The organism is Streptomyces sp. WAC04114 (assembly GCF_019733245.1).
GTDB classification, from domain to species: domain Bacteria; phylum Actinomycetota; class Actinomycetes; order Streptomycetales; family Streptomycetaceae; genus Streptomyces; species Streptomyces massasporeus_A.
This window is the reverse complement of sequence record NZ_JAIGQA010000115.1, coordinates 1-26870: the sequence shown is the minus strand read 5'-3', so window position 1 is coordinate 26870 and position 26870 is coordinate 1. Positions and strand designations below refer to the sequence as shown.

Below are 26870 nucleotides of genomic sequence, written 5' to 3'. Positions count from 1 at the left end.
GTGCTGCGCGGGCGGTGGCTGGGGTGGAGCGAGGTGCTTCGTGCTTGGCCCGGCGGGTGGCTGGGGTGGTGCGAGGTGCTTCGTGCTTGGCCCGGTGGGTGGCCCGGTCGGGGCGGGTGGCTCCGCCCCGGGGTGCCCCGCGGCGTGAGGTGGTTCGGTCGGCGGTGCTCCGCCGCGGGGGGTTCGCCGGTGTGAGACAACCCAGTCGGCGTGGGACGGCCCGCCGGTGGCTCCGCCGGTCCGGGGCAGAGCCCACCGGTCCTGGATGGCTCCCCCGGCCCGGTACGACCCACAGGTCCGGCACGACCCGCCGGTCCGGCACGGCCCACCGGTCCGGCACGGCCTGCCGGCCCGGCCCGGCCCGGCCCGGCCCGGCCCGGCACGGCCCGCCCGTGCAGGACCGCTCCGCCGACGTGGGTCACCCCGGCCCGTTCCGCACGGCTCAGTCGCCGAAGTTCGCGCCGAAGTTCGGGTAGCCCGTCGTCGAGACGCCCGAGTCGCTGGGGGAGACGGTGCGGGAACCCGTGGCGGTGATCTTCGTGCCGTTGGACGGCAGGTAGAGGACCGCGCCGTTGCCGTCGTTCTCGTACGAGCCGGCCAGTACGTCGGCGCGGCCGTCGCCGGTGACGTCGTCGAGCTTGACGTCGGTGCCGAGGAAGTCGCCCTTCTCGTCCGAGCCGGGGACACCCGCGGTGCTCTGCGCGAACGATTGGGTGCCCGAGGACGTGTTGATGCCGGAGGCCGAGCCGTACAGCACGACGAGCTGGCCGGCGTCGGCGACCGAGCCGATGTCCTCGCCCGCCACCCCGACCACGAGGTCCTGGTAGTTGTCGCCGTTGACGTCGCCGAGGTCCAGCTCGTAGCCGAAGTAGTCGTTCCTCTCCGAACTGCCGGGCACGTTGCCGGTGTTCTGGGTGATGCCGGTGGTGGAGCCGGCGCCGTCCGCGGTGCCGTAGGTGATCCACACCGTGCCGCCGTCGGAGGCCCCGGGGAAGGTCACGCCGTCGTCGGTCTTGTTCCAGTGCATGCCGGTGACGATGTCGCCGAAACCGTCGCCGTTGACGTCACCGATGCCGGTGATGACACCGGCCTTCAGCGGCTGGGCAGAGGCGGCGGACAGGCCGGAACTCGTGCCCAGCAGGAGGTAGTTGGTGTTCCAGTATTGGCCGGTGGCGGTCTCGAAGCCGTCGACGACCAGGTCGGTGCGGCGGTCGCCGTTGACGTCGCCCGCGGTGATGTTGAGCGGGCCCGAGCCGTCGCCCGACGCCTGGACCGGCGCCTTGACGCTGTACCGCCCCTTGAGCGCCGTACCGGAGGCGCTGATGCCACCCTTCAGCACGTAGACGGTGTTGGAGGTGTTGCCGACGGCCAGGTCCGCCTTGCCGTCGCCATCGAAGTCGCCGGCGGCGAGGTTGCGGCCCCAGCGGTCGTGCTTGGTGGGGGCCGCGTCGGCGATCGAGACGCCCTTGCCGGTGATGCCCTGGGCCGAGCCCCACAGAACCGCGACGCCGCCGCCGTCCTTGTCGCTGCCGACGTCCTCCATCGGCGAGGAGACGGCGAGGTCGTCGTAGCCGTCGCCGTTGAAGTCGGCGTAGGCGCTGTCGGCGCCGAACACGTCGCCGGTCTCGGCCGTGCCCGGGTTGCCGGTGGTGTTCTGGCTGATCGCGGACCGCTTCGCGGAGGACACTCCGGTCTTCGTGCCGTACAGCACGACGAGCTGGCCGGCGTCCTTCTTGCCGCTGACGTACGCGCCGGAGGCGGAGAACGCCACGTCGCCGAAACCGTCGTTGTTGAAGTCGGCCCGCGGGGTGTGCGTGCCGTCCGCGGCCGTCGCCGGGCCGGCCGTGGCCGAGAGCAGCGTGCCGGTCAGCGCGGCCGCGACGGCGGTCGCCAGGGCGAGCCGCACGCGGGGGCGTCGGGACGGGACTGCGGGTACGGGCCGGCGCCCGGAGGGGCGCTCGTGCTGCTGCATGCGGGGTCTCCTGCTGCATGCGGGGGATGTCTGGCGGACATCCACAGTCGATGGAGGGCCGGACTGTCCGTGTTCGCCGGGAGTTGTCCGGGCGTTCACGGGCGTTCGGCGATCAAGAGACCTGCGGCGGGACGTAAGGGTTGTACGTGAGTTCGGTTGATTTCCGGGGCTGACCGGAGCGTGTGGTGCTCGCTCGAAAGGCATCGGGCGGTATAGCACCTCCATGGCCGCCTCGCGGTCCTTCCCGGTGAGCGGTTCCAGCGGCACGGACGCCCCCGGGTCGCCGAACAGCCGGGTTCCGGCGCCGGGCGGCACGGGTGGGGTGTGCAGGGCGATCTCGATGATCAGCCCCGCTCCAGGAGCCGGTGTCCTCCAGGCGGCGGGCGAGCACGACCAGGGCCATGCCGGGCGAGCGCGAACAGGGCTCTTGCCGGGCACCGCCGTGGATTGCGGTGGGGTCGGGGCAGGCGTGGCCCCGCTCGACCGTCCCGGCCGATCCAGGACCAAAAGACGCGCGCTGTGGTCAACGGCCCGCGGTAGAAAGGGCGTTCGGTCGTGACGTACGGCCTCGACGCATCCCTGGGGGGACCTTGTTCAGAACTCGGGCGGCCTCGGCCGCCATCGGTGTCGTGGCGCTCCTGGTGACCGGCACTCCGGCGGCGAACGCTGCGGAGGCGCAGGCTCCGGATGTGCGGTACGCACACAGCGCCACGGGTGATCTCGGCACCCTGGAGGTCGGCATCAGCTCCGACAGCGCCATCACGGGAATCAGGGCCCGTCTCGTCTCCGCGGCCACGCAGCAGGAAGTCGCCGTCGTGGAGTTCGACGCGTTCGACCTCGTCTCCGGCACCGCCGACAACGGCGTGTGGCGCACGAAGAAGCCGCTCGACCTTCCGGACCTCGGCAGCTACGACGTCCGCATCGAGGCCACGGACGCCGACGGCGACCGCGACGTCGACAACTCCGCCGGCTCTCTCGCCTATTACGTCGCCGCGGTGTTCGAGGACGTGCACCCCGACCGCACGCAGATCGACACCGACCACCGTCAGGTGCGCATCGACGGCACCCTGAAGGGGCGCTGGCCGGCGACCCGGGAGCTGAAGCCCCTGGCGGACCACCGGGTTGACCTCGACGTGGACTACTGGACGGAGAACACCGTCCGCACCGACGCGCAGGGCCACTTCTCCGGCACGGTCACCGTGAACGACGCGGTGCCGGTCCAGGCCGTCTACCGGCACGACAGCGCCAACCCGTACGTCCTGTACGGCGAGTCCGAGTCGACGCGGATCGACATCCGTCACGTGGCCACGCGCTGGACCTTCCAGGCACCGTCCGAAGCCAGGACGATCGACTACGGGGAGCAGGTCACCGTCACTGCGACGCTGGAGCGCGAGACCCCGCAGGGCTGGGTGCCCTTCGAGGGCCAGAGCGGCGGCGCCCTTTACGAGGCCTCCTCCGGCAACCAGTGGGCCAGCGTCGGCTACTTCACCACCGGCGCGGACGGCAGGACCACCACCTTCACCCACACCCCGGGGGAGACCGGCACCTTCCGCGTGGCCTCGCACAGCGACGACCCGTTCATCGCCGAGGCCTCCGCGAACAGCCCCGAGATCACCGTCCGGCGCGCCTCCGTCTTCACCTCGTTCTCGGCCGCCCGCACCGAGGACGGTGGCGTGCACGTCGAGGGCGCCATGGACTTCCCCGACGGCTGGACGCCCGCGGACATCCCGGTGCGCATCCAGTACTCACGCGACGGCAAGCGCTGGACGGACCTGGCGACGGTGCAGGCCGGCTGGTCCGGTGAGGGTCACGGCTTCTCGGCGGACATCGCCGAAGGGCGGCGGGGTCACTACCGTGCGCAGTTCGACAAGACGGAGTCGTTCCGCGGGGCGACTTCACAGGTTGTGCGGGTGGGCCGTTGACACCAGGGTGGGCCGGCGGCCACTGGGCTCGGGGCCGGCCCCCAGGCGTGCCCGTCAGATCAGAGCCTGCTGATCGTTGACGAAGTCGCGTGCGGTCGCCTCGTCGTTGATCAGCAGATGGAGCCGGACCGGCAGCGGCTCATCCAGTTGTGAGGCGAGGGCCTTCGCCTCGTCCAGCCGTCGGGCGACCTCCGCACGGGCCTGGTCGACGGCCGCGGATATGTCCGTCTCTGTCGGTGCCTCATCGGTCCCCGCGCCCTGCCGGCTCATGAGCAGGGCGATGGACGAGTTCCTGCGTTCCGCGAGATCGGACCTTATGTCTTTTCCGCGCCCTTCGTCTCGCGTGACATTGTTGATGTCATTGACGAGCTGAAATGCGGTTCCCAGTTGAAGCCCGATGCTGTGCAGCAGACGGCGGTCCTCACGGGAGCGGCTGGAACACAGGGCGCCCATCCAGAAGACCAGCGCCAGGAGGCTGCCGGTTTTCCGCTCCGCGACGTCGAAGGGATCCGAGATGGCGATGCCGCTGTGCACGTCGTGAAACTGCCCGGATGACATGCTCGCCAAGGTGTTCAGAATCTGGTGCATTGCCGTCGGCTTCACGCGGAAAATGGTGGTTAGGCCGTGGGCGAGCAGAACATCGGAAAGAGCAAGCGCCCCGGCCGGTCCCATGAGGGAGAGTTCCGTGGGGAGCCCCCGGCGCAGGATGTCCCGGTCTTCTACATCGTCACGTATCACACTGGCCTTGTGGATCATTTCGAGGCCCACGGCCAGAGTCACAATGGACTCTCTGTTTTCTTTCGTGTCACCGGGGTCAGCAAGGATTAAGAAGAGCGAGGCCCTGTTCAAGCGCCCCCTGTGCGACAGCCTGGAAACGATATCGCAGGGAAGGCCGATCTCATCGAGATGTCTCGCCAAGGCCAGACGGATCTCGCTGCGAATGTCGCTCCAGTGAGAGTCGTAGATCAAATCATTGCTCTCATTCTCTCGTTAGCATCACGCAAAGGAACGCTGCCGAGTATGCTTCCGCCATGTCAATCGGGCTGCAGGTGCTGAAGCGTTTATCGATCTTGCTTGTCGTGTCTTTCTCGCTTTACGTGCTGAGGAGCCCGCGGCGCTCATCGCGATCGTTACCCGAGGAGACCCGTGAGACGAGTGATGCTCAGATCCCGGCGGGGCGAGCGCAAAAGGAAGGACTGGACTCCGCTACCTTTCGTGAACCGTACAAGATCGCCATCGGAGCTTTCTACGCCATCTGTGTGCAGCGGGCCTTCGAGACGAGTATTCAGACACTCGATCGATCGCCGCTGGATGTGACGTTCCACGCGGGAAACCCGGATATCAATGTGACTCCCCAGCAGATCGTCCTGATCTGCCAGTTGCTGGCCATGCTGATCTGGATGGGGCTCTATTACATCAACAATGTGCGGATCTATTTGCTCATCCCGGAGGCGAAACCCTTCAGGAGGAAAGTCACCCACGTCGTACTGACGGTCGCGCTGGCCCAGTTCTACTTCCTGGGGGCCACGATCGGCAGCCCGTCGGTGAACCAGTTGCTTCTGATTCTCGGAATTCTCGTGACCGATGCCGTGTTTCCGCTGGTGATCGGGGCGGTCCGCAGTCGAAGGACCCGCTTCATATGGGTGGTGCGCGGCAGTGCCCAGACGGCCTTTGTGCTGTGGATCCTGCTCTTCGTGCCGGCTTCGCACTACGGGCAGGTCAGGTGGAGCGTCATCATGCTGCTCCTGATGCTCGTGCAACTCATCGTCATCGCCCCGCTGGAGAGCCACTACATGCGCAAGAGGAGCCGTCTCGCGTAAGGGGCCGTGGCCTTACGGGCCGCACCACCTGCCGTAGGGGTAGCTCTCGTCGTCGGGGCGTGCTCCGGTCGGCCCCTTCCCCCGGATGACGCGCGTATAGGCGGTGGCCCAGGTCAGTGCGAGCTTCCAGGCGGGCGTGACGGACAGACGACGAGAACTGGCGATGACGAACGCGCGCCACTCGATCGAGTGCCGCGCACCGAGTCTGCAGGCGCGCATTCCGAAGTCGGTGTCCTCGCCGAGCAGGAAGCCTTCCTTGAAACCGCCTGTCGCCTGGAATGTTCGCCTGTTGGTCAGCAGGCAATCGCCGTTGGTCACGGGCAGGCCCGCCAGGCGGGCGAGCAGTATGAGGAAATAGATGAAGACCAGGGTGGCCCGCACTCCCGTCGTGGAGTGATCTGCCCGGTGGCGCACCGAGACGATATGGAGCTCGTCCGGGTTCAGCCGCCTGAGGCAGCGGTGCAATACGCCGTCGCCCAGTACGACGTCGGCATCCAGGAAGAGCAGATGCTCATGCCGTGCTAACCGGGCTCCTATGTTGCGCTGGGTTCCGGTGTCCGCGACAGGCGATGTGGTGACTTTTAAAGGGATAGCGTCGGCGTACTGGTTCGCCGCCCGTGCCGTCCGTTCGTTCGGGCTGGCGTCGACGATGATGACCTCGTAGGCGGTCTTCAGACGCTGGTCGAGCAGCGATTTCAGGAGTGCGCCCAGGTATTTCTCCTCATTGAGGGTGGGTATTATGATCGAGAGCGCCAACTCGTCCGCCCTCCCTCTTGCCTGGCCAAGCGGATCAGATCGAAGAGTACGCATCCCAGTCCGGGTGCGAGGTATTTCGGTTGGATTCCTCGCAGAACGCCGGACGTCATGGTCGGGACGGCAGTGCCGATGGCCCTGAGGAGCGTGAAATTCCGGGTGTGTTCGTCGGCCTTATCGGGAGGGACGAGCGCGCAATAACCGGAGAATCCGAGGTTCTGCCAGAGCGCTGAGATCCGGGCTGCCTCACCGGGTGGGAGCTTCGCCAGAAAGCCCAGCTGGTACGCCGCAGCCAGGACGATGAGGGCCGGCCTCACCTGCGTACCCCGTCTGCGCATCGACCTGAGCCATTTCACGTCGTGCACCAGCCAGGAGATGTTGATCAGGGTCTGGGCCTTGTCCTCCAGTGACAGTTTTTTCCAGGTGTAGATTCCACCGGCCGAGTAAATTGCCTCCCAGGCCAAGTTGAAGGCCACAGCGGCCTCCGGGAGCAGTTCTGTGCCCTGCTCTTCGGTTTCTTTGATCGCTTCGCGATAGGCGGCCACCCAGCAGGCTCCGCCGAACAGCTTGAGGGCGAGAAGAGCCGAACGCTTGAGAGGGGTTTCTGCCTGGTCGGTCACTGGGTCTCCCTGGTGGAGAGATGGAGATGAAGCGTAAGGGTGGCAGGCGCGGGGTTTGGGGTGCAAGGGCGTCGGATCCGCTGGGGCGGATGGACGCCAGTTCTATTCGTAGGTGCCCCTGAGGCACATTCCCCGGATGTCCGGGGAATCCCTTATGCGGTGCAGGCGAGGAAAGCCCTCCTCGCCGCCTGGCCGGTGCACGGGTTCTGCACAGCGCGCCGGAACGCCGACGCCCCCCGCCCGATGACTCGGGACAGGGGGCGCAGGAAAGAACAGCTGCGGTCGCCTACTTCACCGGCTCCGGCTCCGGAGCGTTCTCCGAGTCCGCCGTGCCGGCCGGCGGCTCGCCGTCGTCACCGTCGCCGTCGTCGTCGGCACTCTCCGCCGGGACCGGCGTCTTCACCGAGTCCAGAAGCAGCTGGGCGACGTCCACGACCTGGATGGACTCCTTCGCCTTGCCGTCGTTCTTCTTGCCGTTGACGGAGTCCGTGAGCATGACCAGGCAGAACGGGCAGGCCGTCGAGACGATGTCGGGGTTGACCGACAGGGCCTCGTCCACGCGCTCGTTGTTGATGCGCTTGCCGATCCGCTCCTCCATCCACATCCGCGCACCACCGGCGCCGCAGCAGAAGCCGCGCTCCTTGTGGCGGTGCATCTCCTCGTTGCGGACACCGGGGACGGCGGCGATGATCTCGCGCGGCGGCGTGTAGATCTTGTTGTGGCGGCCCAGGTAGCACGGGTCGTGGTACGTGATGATGCCCTCGACCGGCGTGACCGGGATCAGCTTGCCCTCGTCGACGAGGTGCTGGAGCAGCTGCGTGTGGTGGATGACCTCGTAGTCGCCGCCGAGCTGCGGGTACTCGTTGCCGAGCGTGTTGAGGCAGTGCGGGCAGGTGGCGACGATCTTCTTGGCCGACTTGGGCTTCGCCGACTCGGCGACGACCTTGCCCTCGTCGTCCATCTCCTCGCCGAACGCCATGTTCAGCGCCATGACGTTCTCCATGCCGAGCTCCTGGAACAGGGGCTCGTTGCCCAGGCGCCGGGCGGAGTCACCGGTGCACTTCTCGTCGCCGCCCATGATCGCGAACTTGACGCCCGCGATGTGGAGCAGTTCGGCGAAGGCCTTCGTGGTCTTCTTGGCGCGGTCCTCCAGGGCGCCCGCGCAGCCGACCCAGTACAGGTACTCGACCTCGGACAGGTCCTCGATGTCCTTGCCGACGACCGGGACCTCGAAGTCGACCTCCTTGAGCCACTCCAGGCGCTGCTTCTTCGCCAGGCCCCAGGGGTTGCCCTTCTTCTCCAGGTTCTTGAGCATCGTGCCCGCCTCGGACGGGAACGACGACTCGATCATCACCTGGTAGCGGCGCATGTCGACGATGTGGTCGACGTGCTCGATGTCGACCGGGCACTGCTCGACACAGGCGCCGCAGGTGGTGCAGGACCACAGGACGTCCGGGTCGATGACGCCGTTCTCCTCCAGCGTGCCGACCAGCGGCCGCTCGGCCTCGGCCAGCGCCGCCGCGGGCACCGAGGCGAGCTGCTCCTCGGACGCCTTCTCCTCGCCCTCCATGGTCTTGCCGCCGCCGGCCAGCAGGTACGGCGCCTTGGCGTGCGCGTGGTCCCGCAGGGACATGATCAGCAGCTTGGGGGAGAGGGGCTTGCCCGTGTTCCAGGCGGGGCACTGCGACTGGCAGCGACCGCACTCGGTGCAGGTGGAGAAGTCCAGCAGGCCCTTCCAGGAGTACTGCTCGACCTGGGAGACGCCGAAGACGTCGTCGTCGCCCGGGTCGGTGAAGTCGATCGGCTTGCCGCCCGAGGTCATCGGCTGGAGCGCGCCGAGGGCCGTGCCGCCGCTCGCCTCGCGCTTGAACCAGATGTTGGGGAAGGCCAGGAAGCGGTGCCAGGCCACGCCCATGTTGGTGTTGAGCGACACCACGATCATCCAGATGAACGAGGTGCTGATCTTGATCATCGCGACGAAGTAGACGAGGTTCTGCAGCGCCGTGACGCTCAGCCCCTTGAACGCGAGCACCAGCGGGTACGACGCGAAGTACGACGCCTCGTAGTGGTCGACGTGGTGGAGCGCGCCCTCCAGGCCCCGCAGGACGTAGATCGCGAGGCCGATCGTGAGGATGACGTACTCGACGAAGTACGCCTGGCCGGCCTTGGAACCGGCGAAGCGGGACTTGCGGCCCGGGCGGTTCGGCAGGTTCAGCAGGCGGATCGCGATGAGCACTGCGATGCCCAGGATCGTCATCACGCCGATGAACTCGATGTAGAGCTCGAACGGCAGGAACTCACCGATGACCGGCAGCACCCAGTCGGCCTTGAACAGCTGGCCGAAGGCTTGTGCGAGGGTCGGCGGCAGCGTCAGGAAGCCGACGGCGACGAACCAGTGGGCGACACCGACGATGCCCCACCGGTTCATGCGCGTGTGGCCGAGGAACTCCTTCACCAGGGTCACGCTGCGCTGGTAGGGGTTGTCGGTCCGGGTACCGGCGGGGACCGGCTGGCCCAGCTTGAAGTACCGGACGAACTGGCCGATCGCGCGTGCGAGCAGCGCGACGCCGACCACGGTCAGAACCAGCGACACGATGATCGCGGCGAGTTGCATGGGGGCTCCTCGGGCCTGCGAGGGTCTTGTCAGGGGGACCTGTCGTTCTTCAGGCTTCCCCGAGATTACTAAGCGGTAACTTATGCAGTCCGTCTGAGACTACCCTCATCCTCCGCCGCACTGTAGCCGGGTGGGCAGTGATCTGAATCGCTGAGGGTTGCCTCAGAAACGGGCCGGATGCCGGAGCGATCCAGTCGTGTTATTCATACCGAATTGTCATAATTCCGCCTACCTTATATCCGTGCTCTACGGGATCACCGCCGCCGCCACCGCCCTTCTCCTCACCGCCCTGCTCGCGGCCGCCCTGCGAGCCCCCGCGCTACGGCTGCGCCTGGTCGAGCGGCGGCGGCAGCGGGACGTACCGCTGTCCGGGGGTGTGGCCGTCGTGATCGTCACCGGTCTGGTGGTCGGGGTCGGGGAGTGGCTGGGGTTCGCACCGGCCGCCGACGGGACGACCGGAGTGCTCGTGGCAGCGGGCGCCGTCGCCCTGCTCGGGCTCGCCGGTGACGTGTGGCGGCTGCGCCGGCGGGTGCTGGCCGCCGGTACGGGCGTGGCGGCCGCGTGTGTCGTGCCGTACGGGGAGACGGGGGTGGGGACCGGGCTGCTGGCCGTCGCGTGGGTCGTGGCGGTGGTGTTCGGGTTCCGGGGGCTCGATCACGCCGACGGGCTGGCGGGCACGGTCGGAGTCGTCACGGCCTTCGGGGTGGCGGCCTGTGCGGCCGTGGAGGTGATGGACTCGATCGCGGGGCTGATGAGCGTGCTGGCCGCCGCGCTGACCGGGTTCCTGCTGCACAACTGGCACCCCGCGCGCGTGGCGCTGGGCGGCTGCGGGTCCATGGCCGCGGGGTTCGTGATCGCCGTGGGGGCCGTGTACGCCCGGGCCGGGTCCGGGGTCGTGGAGAGCGCGGGAGTCCTGTTCGCACTGACCGCGGTGGTGGCCGCCGATGCCGTACTCGTGGCGGCGGTACGGCGGTTGGCCGGGCGGGGCGTGGGGCGCGGCGGGCCCGACCATCTGGCGCACCGGCTGCGGCGGCTCGGGCTGACCGCGCGGGGGGCGAGTCTGCTGCTGGGGATCGGGTCGTTGTCCGGGATGCTCGTCGGGGTACTCGCGCACGCGGGCCACATCGGGGCCGGCGCCCTGTGGTGGGTGGTGGGAGGGGCCCTCGTCCTGGTGTTCGCCCTCTTGCGGGTGTCTGTGTACGACCCTCGACGCAGCGTATCGTCGCAGGTAGGAGCCCCATTGCGTGTAAGGAACGGATAAGAGTTGAGCCTGCCCGACTCAGCTCTGTTGACCGGTTGGGGGCCGTCGTGCACACTTGAGTCCGTTCCACTCAAGTCAGCTGGAGGAATCAACCATGGCACGTGCGGTCGGCATCGACCTGGGCACGACTAACTCCGTCGTCAGCGTTCTGGAGGGCGGCGAGCCCACCGTCATCACCAACGCCGAGGGCGCCAGGACCACGCCGTCCGTCGTCGCCTTCGCCAAGAACGGTGAGGTGCTCGTCGGAGAGGTGGCCAAGCGCCAGGCGGTCACGAACGTGGACCGGACCATCCGCTCCGTGAAGCGCCACATGGGCACGGACTGGAAGATCGAGCTCGACGGGAAGCCCTTCAACCCGCAGCAGATCAGCGCCTTCGTGCTCCAGAAGCTCAAGCGCGACGCCGAGTCCTACCTGGGCGAGAAGGTGACCGACGCGGTCATCACCGTCCCGGCGTACTTCAACGACTCCGAGCGTCAGGCCACGAAGGAGGCCGGCGAGATCGCCGGTCTGAACGTGCTGCGCATCGTCAACGAGCCCACCGCGGCCGCCCTGGCGTACGGCCTCGACAAGGACGACCAGACCATCCTGGTCTTCGACCTCGGTGGCGGTACGTTCGACGTCTCGCTGCTGGAGATCGGCGACGGCGTCGTCGAGGTCAAGGCCACCAACGGTGACAACCACCTCGGTGGTGACGACTGGGACCAGCGCGTCGTCGACTACCTGGTCCAGCAGTTCCAGTCCGGTCACGGCGTGGACCTGGGCAAGGACAAGATGGCCCTGCAGCGTCTGCGCGAGGCCGCCGAGAAGGCGAAGATCGAGCTGTCCTCGTCCACCGAGACCTCGATCAACCTGCCCTACATCACCGCCTCCGCCGAGGGCCCCCTGCACCTCGACGAGAAGCTCACCCGCGCCCAGTTCCAGCAGCTGACCGCGGACCTCCTGGAGCGCTGCAAGACGCCGTTCCACAACGTCATCAAGGACGCCGGCATCTCCATCAGCGAGATCGACCACGTCGTCCTGGTCGGCGGCTCCACCCGTATGCCCGCCGTCGCCGAGCTCGTCAAGGAGCTGACCGGCGGCAAGGACGCCAACAAGGGCGTCAACCCGGACGAGGTCGTCGCCATCGGCGCCGCCCTGCAGGCCGGTGTCCTCAAGGGCGAGGTCAAGGACGTCCTGCTCCTCGACGTCACCCCGCTGTCCCTCGGCATCGAGACCAAGGGCGGCATCATGACCAAGCTCATCGAGCGGAACACGACGATCCCGACCAAGCGGTCCGAGATCTTCACCACCGCCGAGGACAACCAGCCCTCCGTGCAGATCCAGGTCTACCAGGGCGAGCGCGAGATCGCGGCGTACAACAAGAAGCTCGGGATGTTCGAGCTGACCGGTCTGCCGCCGGCGCCCCGCGGCGTCCCGCAGATCGAGGTGTCCTTCGACATCGACGCCAACGGCATCATGCACGTGACCGCGAAGGACCTGGGCACGGGCAAGGAGCAGAAGATGACCGTCACCGGCGGCTCCTCGCTGCCGAAGGACGAGGTCGACCGCATGCGCCAGGAGGCCGAGCAGTACGCGGAGGAGGACCACAAGCGCCGCGAGGCCGCCGAGTCCCGCAACCAGGGCGAGCAGCTCGTCTACCAGACCGAGAAGTTCCTCAAGGACAACGAGGACAAGGTCCCGGGCGACATCAAGACCGAGGTCGAGGAGGCCGTCGCCGAGCTGAAGGAGAAGCTCAAGGGCGAGGACTCCGCCGAGATCCGCACCGCCACCGAGAAGGTCGCGGCCGTCTCGCAGAAGCTCGGCCAGGCCATGTACGCCGATGCCAACGCCGCCCAGGCGGCCGGTGGTCCCGCCGGTGACGCCGGTGCCGCCGGTGGTGCCAAGGCCGCTGACGACGACGTCGTCGACGCCGAGATCGTCGACGAGGACCGGAAGGACGGTGCCGCGTGACGGAGGAGACCCCGGGCTTCGACGAGCAGCAGCCCGACGTCCCTTCCGGCGCCACCTCCGACGACGCCGAGCCGAAGGCCGCTTCCCCCTCCGCGGAGGAGGGGGCGGCCCCGGCCGGGGACACGGGCCAGGACGTGGCTCTGGTGGCCCAGCTGGACCAGGCCCGCACGGCGCTCGGTGAGCGCACGGCGGACCTCCAGCGCCTCCAGGCCGAGTTCCAGAACTACCGCCGCCGGGTCGAGCGCGACCGGATCGCGGTCAAGGAGATCGCCATCGCGAACCTCCTGACCGAGCTCCTGCCCGTGCTCGACGACATCGGCCGCGCGCGCGAACACGGCGAACTGGTCGGCGGCTTCAAGTCCGTCGCCGAGTCGCTGGAGAGCACCGCGGCGAAGATGGGCCTGCAGCAGTTCGGCAAGGAGGGCGAGCCCTTCGACCCGACGATCCACGAAGCCCTGATGCACAGCTACGCACCGGACGTCACCGAGACGACGTGCGTCGCGATCCTGCAGCCCGGGTACCGGATCGGCGAGCGCACCATCCGCCCCGCGCGGGTGGCGGTGGCCGAACCCCAGCCGGGGGCACAGACGGTCAAGGCGGACGAGTCCGCCGACGCCGACGACAAGGAGAGCGGTGGCCCGGACGAGGGCTGACGTCACAGACGAAGGGAAGGAGGGGCGTCGAGGATGAGCACCAAGGACTTCATCGAGAAGGACTACTACAAGGTCCTCGGCGTCCCCAAGGACGCCACCGAGGCCGAGATCAAGAAGGCGTACCGGAAACTCGCCCGCGAGTTCCACCCGGACGCCAACACCGGCAACGTCAAGGCGGAGGAGCGCTTCAAGGAGATCTCCGAGGCCAACGACATCCTCGGCGACCCCAAGAAGCGCAAGGAGTACGACGACGCGCGCGCCCTCTTCGGCAACGGCGGCTTCCGCCCGGGGCCGGGCGGCGCGGGCGGCTCCTTCAACTTCGACCTGGGTGACCTCTTCGGAGGCGGCGCCCAGGGCGGCGGCGGTCAGGGAGCCGGCGGCTTCGGCGGCGGCCTCGGTGACGTTTTCGGGGGCCTGTTCAACCGCGGCGGCGCGGGCGGGCCGGGGACGCGTACGCACCCCCGGCGCGGCCAGGACATCGAGTCCGAGGTCACGCTCAGCTTCACCGAGGCGATCGAGGGCGCGACCGTCCCGCTGCGGATGTCGTCGCAGTCCCCCTGCAAGGCCTGTTCGGGCACCGGCGACAAGAACGGCACGCCCCGCGTGTGCCCGACCTGCGTCGGCACCGGGCAGGTCGCCCGGGGCAGCGGCGGCGGCTTCTCCCTGACCGACCCCTGCCCGGACTGCAAGGGCCGCGGCCTGATCGCGGAGAACGCCTGCGAGGTCTGCAAGGGCAGCGGCCGGGCCAAGTCCTCGCGGACCATGCAGGTGCGCATCCCCGCGGGCGTCAGCGACGGCCAGCGGATCCGGCTGCGCGGCAAGGGAGCGCCGGGCGAGCGCGGCGGGCCGGCGGGCGACCTCTACGTGGTCGTGCACGTCGACACCCACCCGGTGTTCGGCCGCAAGGAGGACAACCTCACGGTCACCGTCCCGGTGACCTTCACCGAGGCGGCCCTCGGCGGCGAGGTGCGGGTGCCCACCCTGGGCGGCCCGCCCGTCACGCTGAAGCTGCCTCCGGGCACGCCCAACGGGCGCACCATGCGCGCCCGGGGCAAGGGCGCGGTCCGCAAGGACGGCACCCGCGGCGACCTCCTGGTCACCGTGGAGGTGAGTGTTCCGAAGGACCTGACGGGGAAGGCTCGTGACGCACTCGAGGCGTACCGCGAGGCGACCGCGGGTGAGGATCCGCGGGCGGATCTGTTCCAGGCCGCGAAGGGAGCATGAGTCAGATGGACGGTCGTCGGCGCAATCCGTATGAACTGACCGAGGAGACCCCGGTCTACGTCATCTCGGTGGCGGCCCAGCTGTCCGGCCTGCACCCCCAGACCCTGCGCCAGTACGACCGGCTGGGCCTGGTCTCCCCGGACCGCACCGCGGGCCGGGGTCGGCGTTACTCGGCCCGCGACATCGAACTGCTGCGCACCGTCCAGCAGTTGTCGCAGGACGAGGGCATCAACCTGGCCGGAATCAAGCGCATCATCGAACTGGAGAACCAGGTCGCCGCGCTCCAGGCCCGGGTGGCCGAGATGCAGGACGCGCTCGACGGTGCCGCGGCGGCGATGCGCCAGCGCGAGGCCGCGGTGCACGCGTCGTACCGCCGCGACCTGGTGCCGTACCAGGAGGTGCAGCAGACCAGCGCGCTGGTGGTGTGGCGGCCGAAGCGGCAACAGCAGTCCGACTGACGCGCATGCGCACATGAGAGGGCCGGGAGTTCGCTCCCGGCCCTTTCGCATGCCTTGGTGTGATTTCACCCGGTCTCACCCGATCTCCTGTGGATGACCGGAGGGTGCGCGGCACTTGAAGATGATTCCGCAGAGTCTTCACAACTGCTGCGGAGCGTGGTGTTGCCATCTCGTTAAGTGGTTCCGCTTGACGCTGGAGGCGCATCAGCGTTGGCTTTTCAGTCACATGGGTCCCAAAAGAGGTGCCCGCGTCCGAATCACACGCGAAGTGAGCTCCCGCATGCGTCGTCGCATCTCCATATCCGTGGCAGTCGCCACGATGTCCGTCACGCTCGCCGGTTGCGGCATGCTCAACGCGACGGGGAGCAGTGACGACGCGAGCCCGGCGAAGGGCAACGACATCACCGTGGGGCTGTTGCTGCCGGAGAAGGCGAACACGCGGTACGAGAACTTCGACTACCCGATCATCAAGCAGAAGGTCGAGTCGCTCACCAACGACAAGGGCCGCGTCGAGTACGCCAACGCCGAGGCGAGCGCCGACAAGCAGGCGAGCCAGATGCAGCGGATGATCGACAACCGCGTCGACGTGATCCTGCTGGACGCCGTCGACTCGACGGCCATCGCGAGCGGCGTGAAGAAGGCCAAGGAGGCCGGCATCCCGGTCATCGCCTACGACCGGCTGGCCGAGGGCCCGATCGACGCCTACATCTCCTTCGACAACGAGCTGGTCGGTGAGGTCCAGGGCCGCACCCTGCTGGAGGCCATCGGCGAGAAGGCGAGCCTCTCCGACAAGATCGTCATGATGAACGGTTCGCCGACGGACCCCAACGCCAAGCAGTTCAAGGCGGGCGCGATGTCCGAGCTGAACGGCAAGGTGACGATCGCCGACTCCTTCGACACCGAGGACTGGAAGCCGGAGAACGCCGAGGCCAACATGGCCGGCGCGATCCAGAAGATCGGCAAGGGCAACATCGCGGCGGTGTACTCCGCCAACGACGGCATGGCCGGCGGCATCGTCAAGGCGCTGAAGGCCGCGGGCGTGTCCGACCTGCCCCCGATCACCGGGCAGGACGCGGAGCTCCCCGCCGTGCAGCGGATCCTCAGCGGCGAGCAGTACATGAGCGTGTACAAGTCCTACCCGCAGGAGGCGGAGAACGCCGCGGAGATGGCCGTCGCCAAGGTCCAGGGCCGCGACATCCAGTTCGCCGCCCTCGCCCGCGACAAGGTCGACAGCCCCACGGACAAGGGCATCCCGGCGCAGCTCGTGCCCGTGGTCGCGCTCACCAAGGAGAACATCAAGGACACGGTGGTCGCGGACGACATCTACAAGCTGTCGGACATCTGCACGGCCGAGTACAAGGCGGCGTGCCAGGCGGCGGGTCTGAAGTAGCCGCGCCCCGGGCCGGGTTCACCCACCCCGGCCGGCTGCCGCGACGTGACGGGCGGAGGCTCGTCGGAAACCGGTGCGTACCGGTGGTTTCCGGTGCTCGCCGCGCGGGGAGCCGTGTTGCGGAGCACGTCCCGTCCGCGCATAGTTGCGCTGCGGCAGGACGGCGGAACCGGGGGTGGGATGGGCGATGGCCGGGCACGGGGCGGATGAGCATCCCCATGGTGCCGACCGACTGTGCGAGGCCGGGGATCGTGTGTATTCCCGGGCCGTACGGCGCGGCCGGGTGCCGCGACGGGACGCGGAACCGGTGCCCTGCCTGCTGGAACTCGCCCTGCTGCACCCGGACCCCGACGACATGGACTGGCTGGTGCCGACCTCCCCGCAGGAGGTCATGACCCGGCTGCTGCGCGGGATGCACGACGAGGTCAGTGCGAGCCAGCGGCGGGTGGGCTCGGCCGTCGCGGCCGTCGAGTGGTACGCCGGACTGGGCCGCCAGGTGCGGCCGGCCGGGCCGGGGGCGGAGGGCCCGGCGATCCGGGTCCTGGACGGACTCGCCCGGATCCAGGCCGCGATGGACGAGGCGACCCAGGCGTGCACCACCGAGGTGCTCACGGTCCAGCCCGGCGGCATCCGCCGCGAGGCGGAGCTCTCCGAGGGGCTGCACCGGGCGCTGGCGCTGCGGGGGCGCGGGGTGCGGATGCGGGACCTGTACACCCATGTCGCCCGGCACGGGCAGGGGTTGCTGACCTATCTGGAGCTGATGGGCGACGCGGTGGAGGCGCGCACGCTGGACGAGGTGATCGACCGGCTGATCCTCTTCGACCGCACGGTCGCCTTCATCCCCGCCAACTCCGACCGCACGATGGCCCTGGAGCTACGGCACCCCGCGCTCGTCGCCTACCTCGTCACGGTCTTCGACCGCCTCTGGCGCCTCGCCATCCCCCTCACGGCCCCGCTGCCCGACACGGGCATCGAGGGCATCTCCCACCGGGAGCAGTCCATCGCCGCGCTGCTGGCGGAGGGACACCAGGACGCCGTCATCGCGGAACGGCTGGGCATAAGCGTCCGGACGTGCCGGGCGCACATCGCGCGCCTCTCCGAGACGCTGGGGGCGGCGAGCCGTACACAGCTGGGCGTACGCATCGCCCAGGCGGGGCTGGACGGGCCGCAGGGGGCTGCTGCCTCCAGATCCCTCAGTGCTCCTGGTCAAGAATCCCCGAGCGTCCGATGAGAAACCCGAGCTGCGCCCTGCTCTGACTCCCCAGCGTTGCCGCGAGCTTGGCGATGTGGACGCGGGCCGTGCGGATGTTCATGCCCAACCGGTCGGCGATGACGGCGTCGGTGTGGCCTTCGACGAGGAGGGCGGCTATGGCGTGCTGGCGGGGGGTAATGCCGTCCCGGGTGGGGCGGGCAGCGGCTTGAGGGAAGACCGGCGTGGCCAGCTGCCACAAGCGGTCGACGGCATCGGCCAGGTATCCGACGATCGCAGGCTGACGGATCTCGAGCGCGAGGGTGCCCTCCGCGTCTGCAGAAATGAAGGCAACGGCACGGTCGACGATGATGAGCCGGTCGGTGACCTCGTCCAGCGCACGCGCTTCGACATCTCCGCGCAGGCGTTCGTGGTGGGCGACGATGATGGGCAGGTGACGAAGGGTGTGCTGGTACAGGGTGCGAATACGGCCACCACGGTCCAGCAGACCCTGGTCACGAGCCCTGGCAAGCGCATAGGCCGCTTCGAGAGGCGCACCCGTCAGTGCCATGCGGGGCTGGACGGTGAGCAATTCACGTGATGCGTTGGCCATGACCGCGGTGATCTCGCGGTTGATCCGCTCCTTGCCGCTGATCACCCTGAGCATAGGTGTGACTGCCCCGGCCGGAGGGCCGTTGTCGATCTGCATGAGCGGCTGGAACGCTTCGATCAGCTGCTCTTCGCGTCGCCGCTCGTCGGCGATGCGTTCCTCGGAGCCGCGCAGCAGCCGGTGCAACGCGAGGGCCGGAGCTACGGGTTCCAGCCAGCACGCTTCCTCCACCGACGGTTGCAGCAACCCGAAGTCGAGGAGGCATGGCGTGCCGACGGCCTCCTGCGCGCGTACCCGGCCTTCGAGGAGGGCACGTTGGTACACCGCGACTCCTGCGTCGCACAGCTGCTCCACACTGTGCTCCGGGTGCAAGGGCGCGCTCACCGTCTGGCTCCGTCCTGGTCTCAAGTCGATGCTCGTGCGACAACTGCCGTATGGCGGCCGGCCACCGCTCAGTCTTCCTTCTCCAGGATTCCGGACTGCGCGATGAGGAAACCGAGTTGTGCACGACTGCCGCTGCCGAGGGTGGCCGCGAGCTTGGCGATGTGGGCCCGGCAGGTGCGCACGTTCATGCCGAGGCGACGGGCGATGGCCTCGTCGACATGACCCTCCACGAGGAGTTTGGCGATGGAGTACTGGATGTCCGTGATGCCGTCCGCCGCCGGTCCGTAGGGGGCGCCGGCGCTCAGCGGGACCGAACGACTCCACATGAACTCGAAGACCTTCACGAGGTACCGGACGAGTCCGGGGTGGCGGAGCTCCAGGGCGACCTGCTGGTCGTCACGGGCCGGAATGAACGCGACGGACCCATCACAGACGATGAGCCGTTCTACCACCTCGTCGATCGTGCGGTACTCCGCCTTGCCGTTGGCGAGTTGGGCCACATAGGCGAGTTTTTGAGGGCTGTAACGCGCTGTGTGCTGGTAGAGCGTCCGGATCCGGACGCCCCGCTCGATCATGGCCCGGTCCCTCTCCAGTCCCTGGGTGAGGCTGCGCTCGGAGAAGCGGTCGTCACTGGGCTGGATGGTGAGCATCTCCACCTGGCACTGGGCCGTGGCCAGGTTGAGGGCCGCATTGATCCGGTCGCCGCCTTCCAGCACTGTGATCGAGTGGTCGGTCGCCGTCACCTGGGCGCCCAGGGTCATGAAGGGCTCGAACGCGTCCGCGATCTTGATCGACAACTGTCTGCGTTCCGCGATGTCACGCTCGATCGGGTGCAGACGCTCGGCGAGTGCGACGGTCGGCGGCACCGGCAGCAGCCAGTCCTCGTCCTCGGGGTCCGGGTGAAGAAGTGCGAACTCGACCAGACAAGGCGCCGAGATCACGTCTGTGCGAGCGATCCGCCCTGCACGCAGGGCGTTCGCATAGAGTCGGTTGCCGTCCTCGCACAGCTCGGTGACCGCATGGGGATGCGTCGCCTTAGTCTGATTTGCCACGAAATCTCCACCCCCCAGGGTCCTGAACATGCAGGAACATGATGCACCGATTGTGTGGCCATGACGTGTTCGAATGAGCCATCGTCTTACCTGACGGGGGAAGAGGAGACTCACAAGTGAGGACGAAGCCGACTATGCGCAAGAGACTGCTTCGCTCGGTACTTGCTGCCGCTCTCTCTGCCGTCGCTGTCAGCGGAGTGGTGGGTTACTCCGGCGCGAAGGGTGATACCCGGGCGGACAGTCATTGGCCGGAGAGTGTCACGAGCGATGTCCGGAGCGATGTCCTGGCGGACAGTCATTGGCCGGCGATAGTCGCGGACTCGGAGCGTTGATGTGACCACTCCACCCGACGACCGCTCCTTCCGTCGTGAAATGGCCACCGCCTACCGCTCCGGCTGGCACTTCATCGACCTGGTCACCGCCATCCCCCACAGCGGTGACTCGTTGATGGTGACTGTTTTCGGCGAGCCGGTGGTCGTCACGCGGGACGACGACGAGGACGTACGGGCGTACCGGTGTCTGCGGCGGCCTCGGGGGGCGCCGCAGCCAGTGCGATGTGCCGTACGGTACGGAATGATCTTTGTGAACCTGGACCAAAGGGACCACCAGCAGGTGGAGGCCGACTCTCCTGCCCCGAGGACCATCTCTGCCACCCCCCGCAGTGCCTGACGCGATTCCCCCGTCGTAACAGATCGCTCAGGTGCTTCCCCCCGCAGCGGCGTCACCGTGACCTGAACACGGTGACGCCGCTGCAGTTTTCAGGGATATTTCCGGGTATCGACCCCGTCCGGCAGTGGCCGGATCCGGTCGATCACCGCTGTGGATTTTCACTTCGCTCAACCTCGCCCCATCGCCCGCGTCAGGTGGATCTCGATCACCACGCGCGCCGGATTCGGTGAGGGCGTCCTGCCGTAGCGCTCCGCGTAGCGCCGCTCCGCCTCGGCGACCCGGTCCCGCTCATCGCTCACGAAGGCCCGGCCCTCCAGGGTCGCCCAGCGGCGCCCCTGAAGCTGGCAGACGGCGACGGCCGCCCCCTCCTCGCCGGCGGCCCGCACATACCGGACCTTCGCGCTGGCCCGGTTCGTGATCACCCGAGCCAGACGGGCCTCGGGATCGTATGTGACCCCGACGGGTACCAGATGCGGAGTGCCGTCCGGGCGGGGAGTCGTCAGGGTGCACAGGTGCCGCTCCCGCCAGAAGTCGAGATACGACGGATCCGGAGCGCCGGGGTCCACGGAGTACTTGGTCGCCATGCCCCGGAACTTAGACCCCCGAGCCTCCCGGAACCGTCCTTGAGTGCACTAGACTCAACTTTGTGCAAGCCGTTCGGGTCAGTGCAAGGAGGAGAACGCGAACGTGGACGCCGAGCTGACCAACCGGAGCCGGGACGCGATCAACGCTGCCAGCAACCGGGCCGTGACCGAGGGACACGCCGACCTCACCCCTGCCCATCTGCTGCTCGCGCTGCTCCAGGGACAGGACAACGAGAACATCACCGACCTGCTCGCCGCGGTCGACGCCGACCAGGCCGCCGTGCGCTCCGGAGCCGAGCGCGTGCTCGCCGGGCTGCCGAGCGTGACCGGGTCGACCGTCGCGCCGCCCCAGCCCAACCGCGAGATGCTCGCCGTCGTCGCCGACGCGCAGGCCCGCGCCAAGGACCTGGGCGATGAGTACCTCTCCACCGAGCACCTCCTCATCGCCCTCGCCGCGAAGGGCGGCGCGGCCGGCGAGGTGCTGTCCCGGCAGGGGGCCGACGCCAAGAAGCTCCAGGCCGCATTCCAGAAGACGCGAGGGCAGCGACGCGTGACCACCGCCGACCCCGAGGGCCAGTACAAGGCCCTGGAGAAGTTCGGGACCGACTTCACCGCCGCCGCGCGGGAGGGCAGGCTCGACCCCGTCATCGGGCGGGACCAGGAGATCCGGCGGGTCGTGCAGGTGCTGTCCCGCCGGACCAAGAACAACCCCGTGCTGATCGGCGAGCCCGGCGTCGGCAAGACCGCCGTCGTCGAGGGGCTCGCCCAGCGGATCGTGAAGGGCGACGTTCCCGAGTCGCTGAAGGACAAGCGGCTCGTCGCGCTCGACCTGGGAGCCATGGTCGCGGGCGCGAAGTACCGGGGCGAGTTCGAGGAGCGGCTGAAGACCGTCCTCGCCGAGATCAAGGACTCCGACGGGCAGATCATCACCTTCATCGACGAGCTGCACACCGTCGTCGGCGCCGGTGCGGGCGGCGACTCCGCCATGGACGCCGGGAACATGCTGAAGCCCATGCTGGCCCGCGGCGAGCTGCGCATGGTCGGCGCCACGACCCTCGACGAGTACCGCGAGCGCATCGAGAAGGACCCCGCCCTGGAGCGGCGCTTCCAGCAGGTGCTGGTCGCCGAGCCGACCGTGGAGGACTCCATCGCGATCCTGCGCGGACTCAAGGGGCGCTACGAGGCCCACCACAAGGTCCAGATCGCCGACAGCGCGCTCGTCGCCGCCGCGTCGCTCTCCGACCGGTACATCACCTCCCGCTTCCTGCCCGACAAGGCCATCGACCTCGTCGACGAGGCGGCCTCCCGCCTGCGCATGGAGATCGACTCCTCGCCCGTCGAGATCGACGAACTCCAGCGCGCCGTCGACCGGCTGAAGATGGAGGAACTGGCGATCGGCAAGGAGACCGACGCCGCCTCCCGCGAGCGCCTGGAGAAGCTGCGCCGCGACCTCGCCGACAAGGAGGAGGAGCTGCGCGGCCTCACCGCCCGCTGGGAGAAGGAGAAGCAGTCCCTCAACCGCGTCGGTGAGCTGAAGGAACGCCTCGACGAACTGCGCGGCCAGGCCGAGCGCGCCCAGCGCGACGGCGACTTCGACACCGCCTCCAAGCTGCTCTACGGCGAGATCCCGGCCCTGGAGCGCGACCTGGAGGCCGCCTCCGAGGCCGAGGAGGAGGTCGCCAAGGACACCATGGTCAAGGAGGAGGTCGGCGCCGACGACATCGCCGACGTCGTCGCCTCCTGGACCGGCATCCCGGCCGGCCGCCTGCTGGAGGGCGAGACGCAGAAGCTGCTGCGCATGGAGGACGAGCTGGGCAAGCGGCTCATCGGCCAGACCGAGGCCGTGCGCGCGGTCTCCGACGCCGTACGGCGATCCCGTGCCGGCATCGCCGACCCCGACCGCCCCACCGGCTCCTTCCTCTTCCTGGGCCCGACGGGCGTGGGCAAGACCGAGCTGGCCAAGGCCCTCGCCGACTTCCTCTTCGACGACGAGCGGGCCATGGTCCGCATCGACATGTCGGAGTACAGCGAGAAGCACAGCGTGGCCCGGCTGGTCGGCGCCCCGCCCGGATACGTCGGCTACGAGGAGGGCGGCCAGCTCACGGAGGCCGTGCGCCGCCGCCCCTACTCCGTCGTCCTGCTGGACGAGGTGGAGAAGGCCCACCCCGAGGTCTTCGACATCCTGCTCCAGGTGCTCGACGACGGGCGGCTCACCGACGGGCAGGGCCGCACGGTCGACTTCCGCAACACGATCCTCGTGCTGACGTCGAACCTGGGCAGCCAGTATCTGGTCGACCCGATCACCAGCGCGGAGGAGAAGAAGGAGCAGGTCCTGGAGGTGGTGCGGACCTCCTTCAAGCCGGAGTTCCTCAACCGCCTGGACGACCTGGTCGTCTTCGCCGCGCTGACCAAGCCCGAGCTGGAGCGCATCGCGAGGCTCCAGCTGGACCGCCTGGCCAAGCGGCTCGCCGAGCGGCGCCTCACCCTGGACATCACGCCCGAGGCGCTGGCCTGGCTCGCCGAGGAGGGCATGGACCCGGCGTACGGCGCCCGGCCGCTGCGCCGCCTCGTCCAGTCCGCCATCGGCGACCGGCTCGCCAAGGAGATCCTGTCCGGCGAGATCAAGGACGGCGACACGGTCCGGGTGGACCGCTTCGAGGACGGGCTGCTGGTGGGCCCGGCGACGGGCAAGACGCTCTAGTCCGTCACATCGTGAACGCCGAGAACCGCACGAGCGCGGTCTCGGCGTTCTCGTACTCCACCCTCACCTGGACCACATGCGCCTCCGCCGTGCCGGGCAGGCCGTTCTCGTGGGTCACGTCGAGGCAGAGCGCCCCGCAGGCGCCACCGCCCGTGCGCGCCTTCGGGCCATTCGGGTACGTCTCGCGCAGCCAGTCGCGGACGTCCTCGCGCGGCATCCGCAGCACCGCCGCGTACGAGGTGTCGATGCCCCGCTGCACCGTGCAGTCGTCGACACGGGCGTTCGCGGGGCGCGCGGCGGCGCCGAAGGCCAGGGCCTCGGTGCAGGGGACCGTCGCCTTGGCGCCCGTACGGGTGCCGTCGCGGGTGTCGTCGTCGTCCGTCCAGGCCCACAGGAACAGGCCGATGACCATGACGCCGAGCACCACCACCGGCAGTGCCAGGAACCCCAGGACGATCCCCCACCGGGTGTGGCCCCGCTCCGCTGCCCGCATGTGCACCGTCCCCTCCGTCGGCTGCTCAGGAGGACGGTTGTGGGTACCCGGAGGTTGCAGTTGACCGGATCGTGTCAGCCCAGGGCTGACAGGGTCTGTCGGGGCTTGCCACCCCCCTCCCCGCATGGGGGAGGATGGCGGAATCCGTACGAAGGGAAATTCACGGTGACCATCGACCCGTCCTCGATTCCGAACTTCGGGGGCCAGCCCGAGCCGCAGCCCGGCAGCGGCCCGGCCGGCCCCGTCGTCCCGGATCAGGACCTCGTGAAGCAGCTCCTCGACCAGATGGAGCTCAAGTACGTCGTCGACGACGAGGGAGACCTCGCGGCGCCGTGGGAGCAGTTCCGCACCTACTTCATGTTCCGAGGTGAGGGAGACCAGCAGGTCTTCTCCGTGCGGACGTTCTACGACCGGCCCCACGAGATCGAGGCCAAGCCGCAGATCCTGGAGTCGATCGACGACTGGAACCGCCGCACCCTGTGGCCCAAGGTCTACAGCCACACCCACGACGACGGCACGGTCCGCCTGATCGGCGAGGCCCAGATGCTGATCGGCATGGGCGTCAGCCTGGAGCACTTCGTCTCCTCGACGGTCAGCTGGGTGCGCGCGGCGATCGAGTTCGACAAGTGGCTCATCGAGCAGCTCGGTATCGAAGAGGAGATCAACGAAGCGGAGAAGCCCGAGGACGAGGAGTAGATCCTCAGCCGGCCCCGCAGCGGCGCGTCGGCGCGTACGAGCAGGTACGCGCTGTACGCGCCGTACGCCTTTTCGGCGCCGCCTCCCCCGGACGCCGCCGCCTCCCCTCCCTCGCCGAGGGGGCGGATCAGATCTCAAGGCGAAGCTCCGCCCATACCGTCTTGCCCACCGGGCTGCGAGGCGTCGACCCCCAGCGCTCGGCCAGGGCGTCCACCAGGAGCAGCCCCCGGCCGGACTCGCCTTCGGGAGACGACGAGGGCGCGGCCGTAGGTAGCCGCTTCGCGGAAGCGGCGTCCGCGACCTCCACCCGCAGCACGCCCGGGGCCCGGTCCAGGACGAGCCGGAGACCGAACTCCCGGCCGGGAACCCGACCGTGCTGTGCCGCGTTCGCCGCGAGCTCGCCGACGACGAGGGCGACCGCGCAGGAGACGTCCGACGCCGGTGGGTGTCCCCGTTCCTCCATCCACCGGAGGGCGTGACGCCGGGCGAGCTGCGCACCGCGCGGGGAGGAGGGGAACTGCATCGTGAGCGACTGAAGTTCACGCTGCGGCATGTCTCCCGGGGTTGAGGTTTCTGTCAGCACGGCCTGCCCGTCCCTTTCCGTCGAGGCGCTTCGTTGCGCACACGAGTCATCACGTTCCGTGCTCAAGAGTCGGTCGATCGTCCTACGCTCGACAGGGGGCACAGCCTTACTTGTGCAGCCGTAAGGAACGGAAGTGATGCCTTGGCCAACGGAATTGACCCCAGTGCGTCGATGGCCGCGCTGTTCGGCGCCCGGGTGCGCAGGCTCCGGACGGCAGCGGGGCTGACACAGGCCGAGCTGGGCGACCGGACGCATGTCGTGAGCACGCGGATCACGCAGATCGAGCGCGCGTCCGGAGCGAAGCCGACGCTGGAGCTGGCGCGTGCGCTGGACGCGGCACTCGGTGCGGAGGACCTGCTGGTGGAGCTGTGGCCGTATGTGTACCGGGAGGCGTTTCCGGACTGGTCGCGGAAGTTCATGGAGCACGCGGAGCGGGCGGTGGCGGTCCGGCAGTACGCGGCTCATGTGGTGCCCGGCCTGTTGCAGACGGAGGACTACGCGCGGGCGGTACTGAGAGTCGGTCGGACGCTCGGCAGTGAAGAGCAGTTGGAAGAACGGGTCACCTTTCGTCTGGGACGACAGGAGCGGCTGGGCATGCCCGATCGGCCGGAGCTGTGGGTCGTTCTCGACGAGGCGGTGCTCCGGCGTCCCGTTGGTGGCCAGGGGGTGATGCATGAGCAGTTGGAGCGACTGCTCAGAACCAGGGCGGAACCGCACATCACTGTGCAGGTACTGCCGTTCGACCAGGGCGAGCATGAGGTCATGGGCGGTTCGCTCACTGTGCTCACCATGCCGGACGGCTCGGAGGTCGCCTACACGGAAGGCGCGCATCACGGCCAACTCATCGAGGATCCGGACGGGGTGAGGAGCTTCGCGCTGACTTACGATCGGCTGCGGGCGGCAGCTCTGCCCCCGCTCATGTCCCTGGACATGATCCGATCCGTGAGGGAGGACAACCACCGTGGAGCGAAACTCCCGTCTCGATCTGAACGGCGTCGCCTGGCGCAAGAGCAGCTACAGCAATCAGGAGGGGGGCGACTGCGTGGAGGTGGCCGACAGGTTCCGAGGGGCCGTCGTCCCCGTCCGTGACAGCAAGGCCCCGGCCGGTCCCCTGCTGTGCTTCGAAGCCGCCTCCTGGGCCGCCTTCATAGGCGAGTTGAAGGCCGGGTACCACCGTCCCTGAAGCGGCTTCCGGACGCACCGGGCCCTTGTCCGCGAGGGTCCGGTAGGCCACTGACCTCCTGAAAGAACCGGGGAGAGAACTACCCGCC

24 protein-coding genes are annotated in these 26870 nt (G+C 68.6%); 14 read left to right on the top strand and 10 right to left on the bottom strand.

What is annotated here, in order from left to right; genetic code table 11:
• Positions 1–442: 442 nt before the first annotated feature.
• Positions 443–1972, bottom strand: a complete 1530-nt coding sequence (locus K4G64_RS25745; protein WP_221758378.1) for a VCBS repeat-containing protein — start codon at positions 1970–1972, stop codon at positions 443–445.
• Between the two features lie 629 nt (positions 1973–2601).
• On the opposite strand from K4G64_RS25745, the gene K4G64_RS25740 reads away from it, so the two are divergent.
• Complete coding sequence (locus K4G64_RS25740) at positions 2602–3894, top strand: hypothetical protein (RefSeq protein ID WP_308122488.1); 1293 nt, start codon at positions 2602–2604, stop codon at positions 3892–3894.
• Positions 3895–3948: 54 nt separating this feature from the next.
• On the opposite strand, the gene K4G64_RS25735 is transcribed toward K4G64_RS25740, so the two are convergent.
• On the bottom strand, positions 3949–4863 hold the full coding sequence (locus K4G64_RS25735) for a polyprenyl synthetase family protein (RefSeq protein WP_221758377.1): 915 nt from the start codon (positions 4861–4863) through the stop codon (positions 3949–3951).
• Positions 4864–4925: 62 nt separating this feature from the next.
• Between K4G64_RS25735 and K4G64_RS25730 the strand changes: the two genes are divergently transcribed.
• The gene (locus K4G64_RS25730; RefSeq protein ID WP_221758376.1) at positions 4926–5714 is read left to right on the top strand and encodes a hypothetical protein; all 789 of its coding nucleotides are present in this window, start codon (positions 4926–4928) and stop codon (positions 5712–5714) included.
• A 12-nt stretch (positions 5715–5726) separates the two neighbouring features.
• Here the strand turns inward: K4G64_RS25730 and K4G64_RS25725 are convergent, their stop codons facing one another.
• From K4G64_RS25725 to K4G64_RS25715, 3 genes are all read right to left on the bottom strand, one after another.
• On the bottom strand, positions 5727–6470 hold the full coding sequence (locus K4G64_RS25725; protein WP_221758375.1) for a glycosyltransferase: 744 nt from the start codon (positions 6468–6470) through the stop codon (positions 5727–5729).
• A complete protein-coding gene (locus tag K4G64_RS25720; RefSeq protein WP_221758374.1) occupies positions 6452–7087 on the bottom strand; it encodes a hypothetical protein in 636 nt (211 codons plus the stop codon). The genes K4G64_RS25725 and K4G64_RS25720 overlap by 19 nt, the downstream gene beginning before the upstream one ends.
• A gap of 286 nt (positions 7088–7373) precedes the next feature.
• Complete coding sequence (locus K4G64_RS25715) at positions 7374–9701, bottom strand: (Fe-S)-binding protein (RefSeq protein WP_221758373.1); 2328 nt, start codon at positions 9699–9701, stop codon at positions 7374–7376.
• Between the two features lie 241 nt (positions 9702–9942).
• Here K4G64_RS25715 and K4G64_RS25710 point away from each other — a divergent pair, with 241 nt between their 5' ends.
• The 7 genes from K4G64_RS25710 (at position 9943) to K4G64_RS25680 (ending at position 17869) form a co-directional block, all read left to right on the top strand.
• On the top strand, positions 9943–10962 hold the full coding sequence (locus K4G64_RS25710) for an MraY family glycosyltransferase (RefSeq protein ID WP_221758372.1): 1020 nt from the start codon (positions 9943–9945) through the stop codon (positions 10960–10962).
• Positions 10963–11056: 94 nt separating this feature from the next.
• Positions 11057–12913 (top strand): molecular chaperone DnaK, encoded by a 1857-nt coding sequence (gene dnaK, locus K4G64_RS25705; protein ID WP_062928188.1) that lies wholly within the window; start codon positions 11057–11059, stop codon positions 12911–12913.
• Complete coding sequence (grpE, locus tag K4G64_RS25700; RefSeq protein WP_142161421.1) at positions 12910–13566, top strand: nucleotide exchange factor GrpE; 657 nt, start codon at positions 12910–12912, stop codon at positions 13564–13566. Before dnaK ends, grpE begins: the two co-directional genes overlap by 4 nt.
• Before the next feature lie 33 nt (positions 13567–13599).
• The gene (gene dnaJ / locus K4G64_RS25695; RefSeq protein WP_142161419.1) at positions 13600–14790 is read left to right on the top strand and encodes a molecular chaperone DnaJ; all 1191 of its coding nucleotides are present in this window, start codon (positions 13600–13602) and stop codon (positions 14788–14790) included.
• 5 nt (positions 14791–14795) lie between these two features.
• Positions 14796–15248, top strand: coding sequence for a heat shock protein transcriptional repressor HspR (locus tag K4G64_RS25690; RefSeq protein ID WP_033310108.1), 453 nt, complete (start codon positions 14796–14798; stop codon positions 15246–15248).
• Between the two features lie 280 nt (positions 15249–15528).
• The gene (locus K4G64_RS25685) at positions 15529–16638 is read left to right on the top strand and encodes a substrate-binding domain-containing protein (protein WP_260460971.1); all 1110 of its coding nucleotides are present in this window, start codon (positions 15529–15531) and stop codon (positions 16636–16638) included.
• 187 nt (positions 16639–16825) lie between these two features.
• Positions 16826–17869, top strand: coding sequence for a helix-turn-helix transcriptional regulator (locus tag K4G64_RS25680; protein WP_221758370.1), 1044 nt, complete (start codon positions 16826–16828; stop codon positions 17867–17869).
• On the opposite strand, the gene K4G64_RS25675 is transcribed toward K4G64_RS25680, so the two are convergent.
• Together K4G64_RS25675 and K4G64_RS25670 are read right to left on the bottom strand one after the other, a co-directional pair.
• Positions 17832–18821 carry a LuxR family transcriptional regulator gene (locus K4G64_RS25675; protein WP_221758369.1) on the bottom strand — a complete coding sequence of 330 codons (990 nt, stop codon included), beginning with the start codon at positions 18819–18821 and terminating at the stop codon, positions 17832–17834. The genes K4G64_RS25680 and K4G64_RS25675 overlap by 38 nt on opposite strands.
• A gap of 68 nt (positions 18822–18889) precedes the next feature.
• Positions 18890–19903, bottom strand: a complete 1014-nt coding sequence (locus K4G64_RS25670) for a helix-turn-helix transcriptional regulator (protein ID WP_221758368.1) — start codon at positions 19901–19903, stop codon at positions 18890–18892.
• A gap of 303 nt (positions 19904–20206) precedes the next feature.
• Here K4G64_RS25670 and K4G64_RS25665 point away from each other — a divergent pair, with 303 nt between their 5' ends.
• Positions 20207–20542, top strand: coding sequence for a hypothetical protein (locus K4G64_RS25665; protein ID WP_030846386.1), 336 nt, complete (start codon positions 20207–20209; stop codon positions 20540–20542).
• 167 nt (positions 20543–20709) lie between these two features.
• On the opposite strand, the gene K4G64_RS25660 is transcribed toward K4G64_RS25665, so the two are convergent.
• Complete coding sequence (locus K4G64_RS25660) at positions 20710–21126, bottom strand: pyridoxamine 5'-phosphate oxidase family protein (RefSeq protein WP_221758367.1); 417 nt, start codon at positions 21124–21126, stop codon at positions 20710–20712.
• A gap of 103 nt (positions 21127–21229) precedes the next feature.
• On the opposite strand from K4G64_RS25660, the gene clpB reads away from it, so the two are divergent.
• The gene (gene clpB, locus K4G64_RS25655; RefSeq protein WP_221758366.1) at positions 21230–23827 is read left to right on the top strand and encodes an ATP-dependent chaperone ClpB; all 2598 of its coding nucleotides are present in this window, start codon (positions 21230–21232) and stop codon (positions 23825–23827) included.
• Positions 23828–23831: 4 nt separating this feature from the next.
• On the opposite strand, the gene K4G64_RS25650 is transcribed toward clpB, so the two are convergent.
• Positions 23832–24320, bottom strand: coding sequence for a hypothetical protein (locus tag K4G64_RS25650; protein ID WP_221758379.1), 489 nt, complete (start codon positions 24318–24320; stop codon positions 23832–23834).
• A gap of 165 nt (positions 24321–24485) precedes the next feature.
• Between K4G64_RS25650 and K4G64_RS25645 the strand changes: the two genes are divergently transcribed.
• Positions 24486–25016 (top strand): YbjN domain-containing protein, encoded by a 531-nt coding sequence (locus K4G64_RS25645; protein WP_221758365.1) that lies wholly within the window; start codon positions 24486–24488, stop codon positions 25014–25016.
• 127 nt (positions 25017–25143) lie between these two features.
• Here K4G64_RS25645 and K4G64_RS40460 read toward each other — a convergent pair whose 3' ends face one another.
• Positions 25144–25569: an ATP-binding protein gene (locus K4G64_RS40460; protein WP_260460969.1), complete on the bottom strand. Its 426-nt coding sequence runs from the start codon at positions 25567–25569 to the stop codon at positions 25144–25146.
• 201 nt (positions 25570–25770) lie between these two features.
• Between K4G64_RS40460 and K4G64_RS25635 the strand changes: the two genes are divergently transcribed.
• Positions 25771–26688: a helix-turn-helix transcriptional regulator gene (locus tag K4G64_RS25635; protein WP_221758363.1), complete on the top strand. Its 918-nt coding sequence runs from the start codon at positions 25771–25773 to the stop codon at positions 26686–26688.
• Positions 26642–26782: a DUF397 domain-containing protein gene (locus K4G64_RS40455; protein ID WP_308122487.1), complete on the top strand. Its 141-nt coding sequence runs from the start codon at positions 26642–26644 to the stop codon at positions 26780–26782. Before K4G64_RS25635 ends, K4G64_RS40455 begins: the two co-directional genes overlap by 47 nt.
• Positions 26783–26870 lie beyond the last annotated feature (88 nt).

Bases quoted from the DNA above. Each gene is read 5' to 3' on its own strand.
- K4G64_RS25745 (WP_221758378.1), bottom strand. From the start codon at position 1,972: ATGCAGCAGCACGAGCGCCCCTCCGGGCGCCGGCCCGTACCCGCAGTC.
- K4G64_RS25730 (WP_221758376.1), top strand. From the start codon at position 4,926: ATGTCAATCGGGCTGCAGGTGCTGAAGCGTTTATCGATCTTGCTTGTC.
- K4G64_RS25715 (WP_221758373.1), bottom strand. From the start codon at position 9,701: ATGCAACTCGCCGCGATCATCGTGTCGCTGGTTCTGACCGTGGTCGGC.
- dnaK (WP_062928188.1), top strand. From the start codon at position 11,057: ATGGCACGTGCGGTCGGCATCGACCTGGGCACGACTAACTCCGTCGTC.
- dnaJ (WP_142161419.1), top strand. From the start codon at position 13,600: ATGAGCACCAAGGACTTCATCGAGAAGGACTACTACAAGGTCCTCGGC.
- K4G64_RS25690 (WP_033310108.1), top strand. From the start codon at position 14,796: ATGGACGGTCGTCGGCGCAATCCGTATGAACTGACCGAGGAGACCCCG.
- K4G64_RS25685 (WP_260460971.1), top strand. From the start codon at position 15,529: ATGCGTCGTCGCATCTCCATATCCGTGGCAGTCGCCACGATGTCCGTC.
- K4G64_RS25680 (WP_221758370.1), top strand. From the start codon at position 16,826: ATGGCCGGGCACGGGGCGGATGAGCATCCCCATGGTGCCGACCGACTG.
- K4G64_RS25670 (WP_221758368.1), bottom strand. From the start codon at position 19,903: ATGTTCAGGACCCTGGGGGGTGGAGATTTCGTGGCAAATCAGACTAAG.
- K4G64_RS25660 (WP_221758367.1), bottom strand. From the start codon at position 21,126: ATGGCGACCAAGTACTCCGTGGACCCCGGCGCTCCGGATCCGTCGTAT.
- K4G64_RS25650 (WP_221758379.1), bottom strand. From the start codon at position 24,320: ATGCGGGCAGCGGAGCGGGGCCACACCCGGTGGGGGATCGTCCTGGGG.
- K4G64_RS40460 (WP_260460969.1), bottom strand. From the start codon at position 25,569: ATGCCGCAGCGTGAACTTCAGTCGCTCACGATGCAGTTCCCCTCCTCC.
- K4G64_RS25635 (WP_221758363.1), top strand. From the start codon at position 25,771: ATGGCCGCGCTGTTCGGCGCCCGGGTGCGCAGGCTCCGGACGGCAGCG.